This window comes from Amycolatopsis sp. NBC_01480, assembly GCF_036227205.1.
In the GTDB taxonomy this organism is placed as follows: domain Bacteria; phylum Actinomycetota; class Actinomycetes; order Mycobacteriales; family Pseudonocardiaceae; genus Amycolatopsis.
In genome coordinates this window covers 7,168,128-7,182,160 of sequence record NZ_CP109442.1, presented here as the reverse complement: position 1 = coordinate 7,182,160, position 14,033 = coordinate 7,168,128, and the positions used below count along the sequence as shown (strand labels likewise).

The 14,033-nt window shown below is 71.0% G+C and carries 11 protein-coding genes; 7 read left to right on the top strand and 4 right to left on the bottom strand.

Annotated elements, in window-relative coordinates:
• Positions 1-4 precede the first annotated feature (4 nt).
• Entirely contained in the window at positions 5-907 is a 903-nt protein-coding gene (locus tag OG371_RS34215) for an AraC family transcriptional regulator (protein ID WP_329059794.1), read from the bottom strand.
• 151 nt (positions 908-1,058) lie between these two features.
• On the opposite strand from OG371_RS34215, the gene OG371_RS34210 reads away from it, so the two are divergent.
• The 3 genes from OG371_RS34210 (at position 1,059) to OG371_RS34200 (ending at position 6,190) form a co-directional block, all read left to right on the top strand.
• Entirely contained in the window at positions 1,059-2,114 is a 1,056-nt protein-coding gene (locus OG371_RS34210) for an aldo/keto reductase (RefSeq protein ID WP_329059793.1), read from the top strand.
• Positions 2,115-2,343: 229 nt separating this feature from the next.
• Complete coding sequence (locus tag OG371_RS34205; protein WP_329059792.1) at positions 2,344-4,218, top strand: alpha-L-fucosidase; 1,875 nt, start codon at positions 2,344-2,346, stop codon at positions 4,216-4,218.
• A 16-nt stretch (positions 4,219-4,234) separates the two neighbouring features.
• Positions 4,235-6,190, top strand: coding sequence for a beta-N-acetylhexosaminidase family protein (locus tag OG371_RS34200; protein WP_329059791.1), 1,956 nt, complete (start codon positions 4,235-4,237; stop codon positions 6,188-6,190).
• 10 nt (positions 6,191-6,200) lie between these two features.
• Here the strand turns inward: OG371_RS34200 and OG371_RS34195 are convergent, their stop codons facing one another.
• A complete protein-coding gene (locus OG371_RS34195) occupies positions 6,201-7,145 on the bottom strand; it encodes a GNAT family N-acetyltransferase (RefSeq protein WP_329059790.1) in 945 nt (314 codons plus the stop codon).
• A gap of 69 nt (positions 7,146-7,214) precedes the next feature.
• Complete coding sequence (locus OG371_RS34190; protein WP_329059789.1) at positions 7,215-8,615, bottom strand: cytochrome P450; 1,401 nt, start codon at positions 8,613-8,615, stop codon at positions 7,215-7,217.
• Between the two features lie 77 nt (positions 8,616-8,692).
• On the opposite strand from OG371_RS34190, the gene OG371_RS34185 reads away from it, so the two are divergent.
• The gene (locus tag OG371_RS34185) at positions 8,693-9,265 is read left to right on the top strand and encodes a TetR/AcrR family transcriptional regulator (RefSeq protein WP_329059788.1); all 573 of its coding nucleotides are present in this window, start codon (positions 8,693-8,695) and stop codon (positions 9,263-9,265) included.
• A 5-nt stretch (positions 9,266-9,270) separates the two neighbouring features.
• Here OG371_RS34185 and OG371_RS34180 read toward each other — a convergent pair whose 3' ends face one another.
• Positions 9,271-9,876: a hypothetical protein gene (locus tag OG371_RS34180; protein ID WP_329059787.1), complete on the bottom strand. Its 606-nt coding sequence runs from the start codon at positions 9,874-9,876 to the stop codon at positions 9,271-9,273.
• 250 nt (positions 9,877-10,126) lie between these two features.
• Here OG371_RS34180 and OG371_RS34175 point away from each other — a divergent pair, with 250 nt between their 5' ends.
• From OG371_RS34175 to OG371_RS34165, 3 genes are all read left to right on the top strand, one after another.
• Entirely contained in the window at positions 10,127-10,942 is an 816-nt protein-coding gene (locus OG371_RS34175; RefSeq protein WP_329059786.1) for a GH25 family lysozyme, read from the top strand.
• A 184-nt stretch (positions 10,943-11,126) separates the two neighbouring features.
• A complete protein-coding gene (locus tag OG371_RS34170) occupies positions 11,127-12,731 on the top strand; it encodes an MGH1-like glycoside hydrolase domain-containing protein (protein ID WP_329059785.1) in 1,605 nt (534 codons plus the stop codon).
• 11 nt (positions 12,732-12,742) lie between these two features.
• The gene (locus OG371_RS34165) at positions 12,743-14,008 is read left to right on the top strand and encodes a GDSL-type esterase/lipase family protein (protein ID WP_329059784.1); all 1,266 of its coding nucleotides are present in this window, start codon (positions 12,743-12,745) and stop codon (positions 14,006-14,008) included.
• The last annotated feature ends 25 nt before the right edge of the window (positions 14,009-14,033 follow it).

Here is a 14,033-nt window from a genome sequence, read left to right as displayed (position 1 = left end):
CACCTCAGCCGATCGGGTCCGGGGCCAAGGTGCCGGTCCGCATGCGTTCGGCGTCGCGGCCGGGGGTGAGGCCGAAGGCGCGGCGGTATTCGCGCGTGAACTGCGAATGGCTGTCGTAGCCGACGAGGTGGCCGACTTCGGCCATGCTGCGGGGGCGGGCCGCGAGGCGGGCGCGGGCCTCCTGCAGGCGGATCTGCTTCTGGAACTGGATCGGCGTCATCGAGGTGGTGGCGCGGAAGTGCCGGTGGAACGTCGAGGGGCTCATGCCCGCGAGGCGCGCGAGGTCGGCGACGTGCACGGGCTCGTCGTAGTGCTCGCGCAGCCAGCGGATGGCGCGGGTCAGGTGCGCGAGGCTGCCGTCGGCGAGGCCGATCCGGCGCACCAGCCCGCCCTGCTCACCGGTGAGCAGGCGCCAGTGGATCTCCCGCACCAGCCCGGGCCCGAGCACCCGCAGGTCGTCGGGATGGCCGGCGGCGCGCAGCAGCCGGACGACCGGGTCCAGCAGGTCCGTGGTCGCGTCGCTGATCACCAGGCCGCCGAACGCGGGCGCGGGCGGGGCTTCACCCGTCTCGAGCAGCAGGGACGCGATGAGCGCGGGCCGCAGCGTCAAGCTGAACACGAGCAGCGGCTCGGCCGGGCTCGCCGCCAGCGCCTGGCCGATCACCGGCAGGTCGACCGGGACGACAACGTATTGGCCCGCGCGGTAGTCGTACGGCGTGCCGTTCAGCGCCGTGCGCTTGACGCCCTGCCCCACCACCGCAAGCGAGGGCTCCGACATCACCGCGATCGGCTCGGTGCGTTCGCTGGCGAAGGTGACCGACGCGTCTTCGGTGATCCGCCGCTTGCGCAGCGTGCCGCGCCCGGTGTGCCGCGTGATCAGCTCGTTCAGCTCGTCGCGGAGATCCACACGATGAGCCAAGCACGGAACGGGGCGCCGCGGCAATCCCGGCCAGGTCGCGAGGATCGTGCCAAACGGCGCCACGATGTGCCTACCGTCCCGGGGCCCCCGCTGCTGTGATCAAGAAACCCTGATCACAGCGAAAGCGAGCGTCAACCAGATGGAGTACCGGAACCTGGGCACGACCGGCGTCAAGGTCAGCCCCCTGTGCCTGGGCACGATGATGTTCGGCGCCTGGGGCAACCCCGATCACGAGGACACCACCCGGATCCTGCACACCGCCCTCGACGCGGGGATCAACTTCGTGGACACCGCCGACGTCTACTCGAACGGCGAGTCGGAGCGGATCGTCGGCAAGGCGCTGGCCGGGCACCGTGACTCCGTGGTGCTGGCCACCAAGGTGAACTCGCCGATGGGCGCGGATCCCAACGAGCGCGGCAGTTCCCGGCGCTGGATCATGCGCGCCTGCGAGGACAGCCTGCGCCGGCTGGGCACCGACCACCTCGACCTCTACCAGGTCCACCGGCCCGATCCCGGCACCGCGATCGACGAGACGCTCGGCGCGCTGACCGACCTGGTGCGCCAGGGAAAGGTCCGTTACCTCGGCTCGTCGACGTTCCCGCCCGCCTCGATCGTGCAAGCGCAGTGGGCCGCCGAGCGCCGGAACCGGGAGCGGTTCGTGTGCGAGCAGCCGCCGTACTCGCTGCTGACGCGCAGCGTGGAAAACGAGGTCCTGCCCACCTGCGCCGAGTACGGCCTGGGCGTGCTGGCCTGGAGTCCACTGGCCGGCGGGTGGCTTTCGGGCCGGTGGCGCGCCGGGTCCGGCGAGCTGACCAGCCGCCGCACGGAGAAGATGCCGCACCCGACCACTCACGCGCACTACGACCTGTCCGTCGAAGGCAACCGCGCCAAGCTCGACGCCGCCACCGCGCTGGCCGAGCTGGCCGACGAGGCCGGGCTGCCGCTGATCCACCTGGCGCTGGCGTTTGTGGTGCGGCACCCGGCCGTCACCGCCGCCGTGATCGGGCCGCGCACCCTGGCGCACCTGGAAAGCCAGCTGGGCGCGGCCGAGGTGACGCTGGACGAGGCCGTGCTCGACCGCATCGACGAGATCGTGGCCCCGGGCACCGACCTCAACCCGGCCGACACCGGCTACCGCTCCCCCGCGCTGGCCGACGCCCGGCTCCGGCGCCGTCCTGTCTACAGTGGACAGTGAGCGCCGGTGATCTGACCAATGCCGGTCCCCGGCGCTGATCGTCACCCGTCTGCCGCAGTGGTCACCCCTCGGATAAAACCTGACCAGCGAACGGAATCGATCCACCGATCGGCATCCGGGCGACGCTCGCGGGTCTCATCCGCTCAGGTCTAGACATCCGACGGATTCCCGACCTAGTGTGCGAAAGATTCACCAGGCACGGGGCTGCGGGGACCGTCAGGAGGGGCCGATGCCGATCTCGACGCGCCGGGGGACGCTGGTTTTGAGCGTGCTGGCGCTGGCCGCGCTCGGGCTGAGCAGCCCACCGGCCGAAGCCGTCGACAACACAGCTGGTTGCACCGGCCCGATCCGGCCCGCCGCGATCATTCCGGTGCAACCCTGCGACGGGATGGACCGGATCGTGGCCAAGGCGGCTGCCGTCGTGCCGCGCGCCGGGCAGCTGGCCTGGCAGCAACGGCCGGTCACCGGGTTCACGCACTTCGGCATGAACACCTTCACCGACCGGGAGTGGGGCTCGGGCGCCGAGCGGGAGTCGACGTTCTCGCCGCAGCGGGCCGACACGGACCAGTGGATGCGTTCGATGAAGGCGGCCGGCATCACGCAGGTGATGCTGACCGTCAAGCACCACGACGGTTTTGTGCTCTACCCGACCCGTTATTCGAACCATTCGGTGATCGCCAGCCCGTGGTGGATCCAGGGCTGCACCGGGGAAAACCCGGCCCGCGACGGCGCGCAGCAAGCCCGCGCGCAGGACCCGTCGGCCTTCTGGCAGGTCCGCGCCGCCGGCTGCGCCAACCCGCGCGGCGACCTCCTGCGCGACTACGTCAATTCCGCCCGCGCGGCCGGGCTGAAGGTCGGCGTTTACCTCTCCCCCGCGGACGGCGCCGAGCTGCCCGCGTCGTTCTTCGCCAAGGAAGTCCAGCGGATCGAGGCCAAGGTCGCCGCCGGGCAGCCACTGTCGATCGAGGAGCAGGCGACGTACGAGGACCGCGCCTTCGCGCCGTCGGGACAGGGCCGGTACGGCTCGGGCAGCGCGGTCACCCAGCGCACCATCCCGAGCCTGGTGCCCGGCGACGACCGCGCGGGCGCGCTCGCGAGCGGGAAGCTGCCCCGCTTCACCGTCCGCGAGGACGACTACAACAGCTATTACCTCAACCAGCTGTACGAGCTGTTCACCCAGTACGGCCCGATCGACGAGCTGTGGCTCGACGGCGCGAACCCCTGGCGGGACAACGGAATCAGCGAGGACTACGACTTCACCACCTGGTTCCGGATGATCCACGCGCTGTCGCCGGACACGGTCACCTTCGCCGGCCCCGCGGGCGTGCGCTGGGTCGGCAACGAGTCGGGCCAGGCGCGGGAGACGGAGTGGAGCCCGCTGCCGACGTCCGGCGATCCGGAGACCGCGCACAACGAGGAGCTGTTCATCGGCGGGGCGACCGCGGACGATCTCGGCTCACGCGCAGTGCTCGCCGACCCTTCCGTGCGGTACCTGCAATGGGCGCCCGCGGAGTCCGACGTCTCGCTGCGGCCGGGCTGGTTCTTCCACGCGAGCGAACAGCCGAAGACCGCGGCGCAGCTGGTCGACATCTACCGGCGGACGGTCGGACGCAACTCGTCCTTGCTGCTGAATGTGCCGCCCAGCAAGGACGGAATCGTGCCGCCCAAGGACAGCGCCGCGCTCGCGGGCTTCGGCGCGTCGGTGGCGGCGACCCAGGCCGTTAACCTCGCAAAACCCGGGCCGGGCGCCCCGCCGCCGGTCGCCGCCGTGACCGACGATTCGCTCACCACCTCGTGGTCCCCGCCCCACGGCGCGCGGGAGGGCACGCTCGACCTGCCATTGCCGCGGCCCACGACGTTCGACCAGATCCGCCTCGGCGAGGACATCAGCCGCGGCCAACACGTCGAAGGCGCCACCGTGCAGGCGAAGGTCGACGGGGCCTGGCAGACGGTCGCCACCGTGACCACCGTCGGCTACACCCGCCTGGTCACGCTGCCGGCGCCGGTGACCGCGGACCGCGTGCGGGTGATCGTCACCCAGGCGCGAGCCACCCCGTACCTGGCCACCTTCGCGCTCTACCGCACCGCTCCCCCGCCCGGCTGAGAGTTGAGGATCCCCCATGCCTGTCCCCACCAGGATGCGTCTCCACCTGCTCGCCGCCGTTGTCGTGGCCGGTGCCACCACCTCGTCGCTGGCTATCGGCGCGCCCCCGGCCGCCGCGGCGGCGACCATCGCGCTGCCCCCGATCGCGCCGACACCACAGTCCGTGACCCGGGGTTCCGCGGACGTGCGGGTGCCCAGCTCCGCCGTGCTCGTCACCGACAGCGCCACAGACCCGGCAGCGAAGGACCTGCTCACGACGTTGCTCCAGCAGCACGGCGTTCGCTCGGTGACGACGGTCCCGCCCGGGCAGCCCACCGGTCACGGCCGGCTGGTGATCCGCCTCGGCGCGGCAGAACGGCCGGACATCGTCACGGCACTGGGCTCGCTGACCGTGCCGAGCCAGCCCGAGGGGTACGCGCTGCGCTCGCCGAAGCCCGCCGAACTGGCCGTCGGCGGCCGGAACGGGGCCGGGCAGTACTACGGCGTGCAGACGCTGCGCCAGCTGTTCGTGCGGTCCGGCGGCGGCTGGGCGGTGAGCGGCGCCGCCGTGCGGGACTGGCCGAACATGGCGTTGCGCGGCTCGATCGAAGGGTTCTACGGCCCGCCGTGGACCGCCGAGGACCGGCTGCGTCAGATCAGCTTCCTCAGTGAGGTCAAGGCGAATTCCTATGTCTACAGCGCGAAGGACGACGCGTACCTGCGCTCGCGCTGGCGCGACCCGTACCCCGCCGACGAACTGGCGACGCTCGGCCAGCTCGTGCAAGCCGCCGAATCGCAGCACGTCGACTTCACGTACGCGCTTTCGCCCGGCGTCTCGATCTGCTTCTCCTCGCCCGCCGATTTCACCGCGCTGACCGCGAAACTCCAGTCGGTCTACGACCTCGGCGTCCGGTCGTTCTCCATGCCCTTCGACGACATCTCGTACACGAAGTGGAACTGCGACGCCGACCAGACCGCCTACGGTGCCCCCGGCCAGGCCGCCGCGGGCAAGGCGCAGGTGACGCTGCTCAACACCGTCACCTCGCAGTTCATCAAGACCCACGACGGCGCGCGGCCCTTGCAGACGGTGCCGACCGAGTACAGCGACCTCGCGGACTCGCCGTACAAGACCGAGCTGCGCGAGCACCTGGACCCGACCGTGGTGGTGCAGTGGACCGGCACCGCGGTGGTGCCGTCCAGCATCACCAACGCGCAGGCCCAGCAGGTGTCCACTTTGTACGGACGCAAGGTCTTCCTCTGGGACAACTACCCGGTGAACGACTACGAGGAGTCCGCCGGGCGGCTGCTGCTCGCGCCGTACGGGCACCGCGAGGCCGGCCTTTCCCAGTACCTCAACGGGATCGTGTCGAACCCGATGAACCAGGAGGCGGCCAGCGAGATCGCCGAGTTCGGCGCCACGGACTTCGCCTGGAACGACGCGGCCTACTCGCCGGAGCGCTCGTGGCCGCTGGCCCTGCGCCGGATGGCGGGCGGCGATCCCCGGGCCGGCGCGGCCATGCAGGTGTTCGCCGACCTGGAGCACCTGGCGCCGTCGTCGGATCCCACCCCGTGGCAGCCGCAAGCCCCGGCGCTCGCGGCGAAAACAGCGTCGTTCTGGCAGCGCTGGAACGCCGGTGACCACGACGGCGCGGCGCGCGAGCTGCGGCCTTACGCCCAGCGGATCAAGGATGCCCCGGCGGTCATCCGCGGCGGCCAGGTCATCCCCGCGTTCGTCGACGAGGCGAAGCCCTGGCTGGACGCCACCGTGCTGTGGGGCAGCGCCATGGCCGACCAGCTCGACGCCCTCGTCGCCTCGGCCCACGGCGACACGGCCACGGCTCAGCGGCTCACCGCGTCGGCGGATTCCCTTACCACGCAAGCGAAAGCGGTCCGAACCGGCAACACCAACCCGTGGGGCGTCCGGCAGGCCCTGGTCGGCGACGGGGTGCTGGACGCGTTCATCGCCCAGGCCCGCGCCGCTACCGTCGGCTGACTGGTGTGCGCTAGACGGTCTTGATCAGCGGCGCGTCCCGGGTCAGCTCCCGGAACCCGAGGCTCCGGTACAGCCCCCAGGCCTTGGGATGCCCCGAACCGCCCAGGCAGGCGACCGTCATGTGCGTGGCCCCGGCGTCCCGCACCCGGCGCATCCCGTGCAGCATCATCGCGCGGCCCAGCCCCAGCCGCCGGTAGTCCGGGTGCGTTCCGACAGGCTCGAACTCGGCGGTTTTGTTCACCTCGTCGAACCACATGATCGTCGAGGAGGCCATCGTCCCGTCCGGCGCCTCGACCAGGAGGTGCAGGTCGCCGCGGTACCCCGGGGTCTGCTGGACGCCCGCGTAGCTTTCGGCCGAGTACGCCGACGGCGCCCAGGCGTCCACATGGGCCTGGACGGCGGCCTCAGGTCCGGCTTCCCCCGCGTCGCGGAACCGGAATCCGGGCGGCAGCACCGGTTCGGCCACCTCGATGAGGTCCCGTTCGGTGTACAGGTGCCACGACCCGTTGTCGGCGAGCGCGGCCTGGTCGGGCTGATAACCGTGCGCCGCCCAGCGCTCCAGGGCGAACTTGTCGACGGCGCTCGGCGACACCGTGCGCTCGACGCCCGCCGCCACGCCGTCGAACCAGTCGATGACCTCGTCGATCAGCCCCGCGTGGCCGGGATCGACCTGGTACACCAGATTCGCCCCGGTGACGTCCTTCACCGAGCCGTCGCCGCGCGTCACCCGGTGCGGCAGATAGGCCCAGCCCCACGCCACCAGGTCCCCGCCGTCGAACCACAGCCGGCGCGGCCAGGTGCTGCCGCGCCGGGCGTGCCCCATTCCCCAGTTCCAGGCCAGTTCGCCGAACGTCGCCTCACTGTTCACCAGGTCCAGCCGGCCGGCGGTGATCCGCTGCGCCAGGCCCTGCATGAGCCGCACGTCCGCGGCGGTCACCAACTCGGCACCAGTCATAGTGCGCCACTGTGACAGGCCCGCGCCGCGCCGTCGAACGGTTTTGCGCGAACACCGTCTACACAGGACTCAGACGGTCTGCGAAGCCGCGGCCGGCCGAGCCCCGGCGGTCGTGCGGGGCCGGATGCCGAGCCGGAAGCCCTCCGGCTTCAGTGTCAGGGATTCGGCGATCTTCAGCCGGTACGCCGGGTCCGGGGTGAAGTCGTACCGCTGCAGCACCATGCCCAGCGCCAGCACGGCTTCGTGCAGCGCGAACTGGCGGCCGATGCACGCCCGCTCCCCCGTGCCGAACGGCTTGTACGCCTGGGCCGGGCGCTTCTTCACCGCCGCGGGCTCGAAGCGGTCCGGGTCGAAGGACTCCGCGTCCGGGCCCCACGCGCTCGGGTCGCGGTGCAGCAACGGCAGCGGCACGAGTACCCAATCACCCTTGCGCATCCGGTACCGCCCGCCCAGCACCGTGTCCTCACGCGCCTCACGGGCGTACCCGGGGGCGGTGGGCCACAGGCGCATCGACTCGTCGAGCACGCGGCGGACGTAACGGAGCTTCATCACGTCGGCGAACGCCGGCTCGCGGTCGCCCCACACCGCGTCCACCTCGGCGCGCGCCCGCTCGAGCAGTTCCGGGTGCCGGGTCAGGTAGTACAACGCGAACGACAGCGCGCCCGACGTCGTCTCGTGGCCGGCGACGACGAAGGTGATCGCCTGGTTGCGGACGTTCACCGGGTCCAGCTTCGCGCCGGTCTCCGGGTGGCTCTGACTGAGCATCAGCCCCAGGATGTCGCGGCCCGGCTCGTCGTCGTGGCGGCGGGCGTCGATCACCTCGTCGACCACGTTGGTCATCAGCGCGATGTCGGCCTGGTTCTGCTGCACCGAGCCCGCCAGCGCGCGGCGGACGAACGGCAGCTTGATCCCCTGCATCTGGGCGAAGCGCAACGCGCGGGTCATCGCCGTGACGAATGGGTGCGGCTCCTCGCGTTCGAAGGACCCGAAGCTGTAGCCGAAACCGGCGCGGCCGATGGTCTCGAGCGTCAGCCGGGTCATGTCCGCGGAGACGTCGGCCGAGTCCTTGGCGTCCCAGGAGGCGACCAGCTCCCGCGCGACGTCGACCATGATCGGGTGGTAGCCGCGCATCGCCTCGCCGGTGAACGCGGGCATCAGGATGTCGTGCGCGAACCGCCAGTTGGGCTCGGTGCCGTACGCGGTGAACAGCCCGTCGCCGGCCACCGCGCGGAGGTTCCGGACGCCGAGGCCGACGTGCTTGGTGAACCGCTTCTCGTCGTTCAGTTCGGTCACCAGGTCGATCCCGGAGGCGAAGACCAGCTCGAGGCCGACCAGCCGCCGGGTGAAGATCGGACCCAGCTGCCGGCCGAGCCGCACGGTGTCCTGCAGCGGCGTGCGCGGGTTCGACCCGATCAGGTCACCGAGCACGGGCAGCCGGCCCGGTCGGTGCGGGATGCCGGTGGTGTCCACGAACGCCTCCTATTGAACCCAGATCCAATAACGTCACGATCCCGCCGTACTGAACCCATGTCAAGTAAGCTGGCCCGATGCGGACCAGGCTGAGCACCGGGGAACGGCGGGAGCAGCTCCTGGCCATCGGGGCCGGGCTGTTCTCGAAACGGCAGTACGACGAGGTCTGGATCGAAGAGGTCGCCGAGATCGCGGAGGTCTCACGCGGCCTGCTGTACCACTACTTCCCGACGAAAAAGGACTTCTTCGCGGAGGTCGTGCGCACCCAGCGGGACCAGCTGCTGGCGATGAGCGAGCCGGACCCCGCGCTGCCGGTCGCCGAACAGCTGCGCGCGGGTCTCGACGTCTACCTGGAGTTCGCCCGCACCCACCCGGACGGCTACCGGATCGTGCACCGCGCCGCCGGCGGGACCGACCGCGAGATCCAGGAGATCCGCGAAGTCGCCACCGCCACCAACGCCGAGCGGATCCTGACCGCGCTCGGCGAGCTGACCACCGTCACCGAAGCCACGCGCCTGGCCGTGCGCGGCTGGCTGATGTTCGTCAGCGAGGCGATCCTGCACTGGCTCGACCACCAGACGGTGACCCAGGACGAACTGCGGGACCTGTGCGCCCGCACGCTGTTCGCCGCGGCCGATGTCCAGCTCTGACGGCTTCAGAGCGCCGCAGTCACCTCGATGGCGGGCAACGCGCTGAGCTGCTCCGCGGACATTTCCTCAACCCCGGCAAAGACCTTCTTCTGGTGCGCCTTGATGCGCTCGTCCAGCAGGCGGCTCAGCTCGAAGGCCAGCCGGCCGGTCTGGCGGACCGTCACCTCGTCGACCAGCGGGTGCGGCACCGACGTGATGACGATGCCCTCGGGCCGTCCGCTCGACGCCTGCGAAACGCCGACTGAATAAGCCTCGCGCGGGTTGACCGCGCCCTCGAGGGAGAAGTCGCGGATCCGGCCGAGCAGGCCGTGCCACTCGACGACCTCGCCCTGCACGCCCGTCGCCTCGAGGTCTTTTTCGGTCAGGCCCATGCCGCGCTCGCCGGGGCGGAAGCACCGCGCGTACGAGTTCAGCGCCGAGACCCACAGCGACTCGACCAGCACGGCGTCGAGGCCGTCGCGTTCCAGCTCGGTGAGCAGGCGCTCGCAGCAGCGCAAGGTGAACTGGAGGTCGTCGAAGATCGCGGCCAGGTCGGCCAGCGCCAGCGCCGAGGGGGTCCGCAGCTGCCGCGCGCTCGACGGGGGTGCCACTTCGTGGGTCTGCTGGGACATCCGTGGACGCTCCTGTCGTGGCGGGGGCGGGACGTTCACCACACCGCATCCGGGGCAACTCGCCGGTCTCAATTTGCGACAGTGCACATCAAACGACACCGGACCGCCCTGTCACCGATTGACCTGGTCCGCGCTTATCCGAAAATTGGTTCACATGGAGCAGTGACATTCCACATATCGGTGTAACAGAATCAAGGCCGCGCGGCCCTGCAAAGCCGCGCTTCGCGAGGGCACTCGAAGGGAAACATCCATGTCATCAGCAAGATGGGGGTGGCGCCGCCTGCTCGGCGCCGCGCTCGCCGTTTCGGCCGCCGTGACGGTCGTGACCGCGGGCGGCGCACAGGCTGCCAGCACCAAGGCCGTCGACACGTCCGACAACCACGAGATGGGCGCCGCGATCCGGGCGCACGACGGCGTGCCGTCGCCCGGCGCCGTTCCGTCCAGTGTGGACGCCAGCGTGCCGGGCATCGACGTCAGCTCCTACCAGGGCAACGTCAACTGGGCCTCCTACTGGAGCGCCGGCAAGAAGTTCGCGTACGTCAAGGCCACCGAGGGCACCGGCTACACCAACGCGTACTTCACCCAGCAGTACAACGGCTCGTACAACGTCGGCATGATCCGCGGGGCCTACCACTACGGCCGCCCGGACCTCAGCGGCGGCGCCGCGCAGGCGGACTACTTCGTCGCGCACGGCGGCGGCTGGTCCAAGGACGGCAAGACCCTGCCCGGCACCCTGGACATCGAGTGGGGCCCGAACTCGGCCTGCTACGGGCTGGGCACCTCGGCGATGGTCGCCTGGATCAAGGCGTTCAGCGACGAGTACCACAAGAAGACCACGCGCTGGCCGGTCATCTACACCGCCACCAGCTGGTGGAGCCAGTGCACCGGCAACGGCGGCGACTTCAGCTCCACCAACCCGCTCTGGGTCGCGCGCTACGCCTCCTCGGCGGGCACGCTGCCGTACAAGTGGGGCTTCTACACCTTCTGGCAGTACAGCTCCACCCCGATCGACCAGGACAGCTTCAGCGCGGACATCTCCCGCCTGAAGGTCCTCGCGACCGGCTGAGTCCCCCGCACGGCGGGAGCCGCCCACCGGGGCCTCCCGCCGTGCGGCCATCCGGGCCTGAGCCCGGGCGACAAGCGGACAAGACCGGACAGAACCGTTGCCCGCCGGCCGAATGCGCCCCTAGCATCGTGAACGTCCCACTTGACAACGATTTCACAGCGGATGTCACCGAGCGGGGAGTGCGATGACCGGCAGCGACGACGAAGTCAAGGTCGGCCGAAGGGGCTTCCTCGCCCTGGCCGGGGCCGCGGGGGTCGGAGCCGCCGGGCTCGGCGCGTCACCCGCGTCTGCTGGCGAAGAAACCCATCCGCCCGGCCAGGCATCGCAGCTGCGGGTGGACTACACGTTGCCGTCGCTGGTCTTCGCCGAGCCCACGACCCGCGATCTGCTGGGCGCGCTCCACGAATCCGCGCTCACCGACCTGGTCGGCATCAACACCGCGTACGCCGATCCCCCGACGTACAACCATTCGGGCCGGTTGAGTTACCCGCCCGGCACGTTCATCCGCGCGGGCGGCGGTTACCCGTCACCGCAGCGCTGGACGCGCGACGCGGCGGTGAACGCGTGGAACGCCGGCAGCCTGCTCAGCGCGGCGGTCGGCCGGAACACACTGCTGTCCGTTGTGGACAAACGCGCCGACGGCAGCCTGATCGTGCAGCAGGACAACCAGTGGTGGGACCAGATCGTCTGGGTGCTCGGCGCCTGGCACCACTACCTGGTCACCGGGGACGCGGAATTCCTGGCCGACGCGTACGGGATCGGCGTGAACACCGTCGCCGCGCGCAAAGCCGCGAACTTCAACGCCGCCGCCGGGCTGTTCGAGGGGCCCAGCTTCATGAACGACGGCATCGCGGGCTACCCGGCGCCGCCGTGGCAGCCGGGCATCCGCTCGTCGTTCGTGCTCGACTACCCGGACGCGGCCAAGCTCCTGTGCCTGTCCACGAATTGCCTTTACCACGGCGCTTTTCTCGCGCTGGCGGGAATGGCGCGAGTGCTGGGCAAGCCTGACGCCGCGCACCGGGCCGACGCGGCGCAGCTGCGGACGGCGATCAACACCCGTCTGTGGCAGGGCGACGCCTTCGGCTACTTCGTGCACGGGACCTGCCCGCTGGCCGGGCAGCTGGACGTCTCACAGGAGGGCGCCGGGCTCGCGTTCGCCGTGCTGCTGGGCGTGACCGACGCCGGCCGGACGCGGCAGGTGCTGGCGAACGCCCAGTGGGAGCCGCACGGGATCGCCAACAGCCGGCCGCACTTCCCGATGTTCAGCGACGAGAAACCGGGGCGGCACAACACCGTCGTCTGGCCGATGGTGCACTCGTTCTTCGGGCACGCCGCCGCGGCGGGCGGCCGGGCGGACCTGTTCGGCCGCGCCGTCACCGACCTGGCCACGCTGGTTTCGGGCACCGGCGGCAACTTCTACGAGATCTACGACGCGCGCACCGGCGCCGTGCAGGGCGGCTGGCAGACCGGCGGCAGCGGTGAGCTCGAGCAGTTCACCTCCCAGCCGGACCAGGCCTGGTCGGCCAGCGGGTTCCTGCGGCTGCTCTATTCCGGCCTGTGCGGGCTGGACTTCACCGAGGACGGCCTGCGGTTCGCGCCGTGCCTGCCCGAGGGTTGGGGGCGGGTCAGCCTGCTGGGCCTGCGCTACCGCGAAGCCACCGTGGACCTCGTCCTCGACGGCGCCGGCACCCGGGTCGTTTCGTGCACTGTGGACGGACGCCCCGGCCGCCCGCTGCTGCCCGCCGGCGCCACCGGCCACCACACCGTGCACCTCGCTCTCGCCCTCTGAGAGGACAAGCCATGGGACTCAGCGGAAAAACGATCACCCTGGCCGCGGCGGCCGCTCTGGCGCTCACCACGTTGTTCGGCTCCTCCACCGCAGCCGAGGGCGCCGCCCAGACGTGGTTCACCTCGTGGGCCGAGTCGCAGCAGGACCTGGCCGGCGTCACGCTGAACCACCAGTCGCTGCGCATGATCACGCACCTGAGCCAGGGCGGCGACGCGATCCGGGTGCGCGTGCAGAACACCTTCGGCACCGCGCCGCTGACCGTCGACCAGGCCACGGCAGGGATCAGCGCGGGCGCGTCGGCGGTCACCGCGCCGGCGCCGGTCACCTTCGGCGGCAGCCCGTCCGTCACGGTGCCCGCGGGCGGCGAGGTCTGGAGCGACGACACTCCCCTGGCCACCTCGCCGGACCGGGACGTGGCGATCAGCCTGTACGTCGCGGGCACCGCCGTGCCGGGTGAGCACTCGTCGGCGTTGCGGGACAACTACCTCACGCCGTCCGGCTCCGGCTCGCACGTCGCGGACGCCGACGGCGCCGCGTACACGCAGAAGACCGGCGCGACTTACCTGGTCAGTGCCGTGGACGTGCACAACCCCCGGCTGACGGGCACGATCGTGCCGTTCGGCAGCTCGGTGGTCGACGGCACCGGCAGCACCAACTGCGGGCCGGGCTGCACCGAAACCGGCACCAACCGCCGCTGGGCCGACGACCTGGCGCGGCGCATCGTCGCTTCGCTCCCTGCCACCGGTCAGCTGGCCGTGGCCAACGCCGGCATCGGCGGCACCACCAGCGCGGCGAATTGCCCGGGCATGCCCGAGGGCGTCAAGGGCCTGGACGCCCTGAGCCGGCTCGACCGCGACGTGCTCGCGCTGCACGGCGTCACCGCGGTGATCTACTACTACGGCACCAACGACCTCGCGGACAGCTGCACGTCCGCCCCCATCCTGGACAGCTACCACCAGGTCTTCCAGCGCCTGCGCGATGCCGGGATCAAGGTCTACGTCACCCCGATCACGCCCCGGCCGGGTTATTCCGACCAGAACAACCGCGACCGGCACACCGTCGGCCTGTTCGTGAAGCAGGGCAACAACTGCTCCGGCACCTGCACCGCCACCATCGACTTCGACCAGGTGCTCGCCGACCCGATCTCGCCGAACCGGATCGACCCGTCGTATGACAACGGCGACGGCATCCACGCCAACATCGCGGGCCAGCAGGCCCTGGCCGACTTCGTGGCGCTGCCGATGCTGGCCGGGAACCCGGCGCCCGGGCGGCATTGACCCCGGCCCGGGCGCCGCGCCGGGA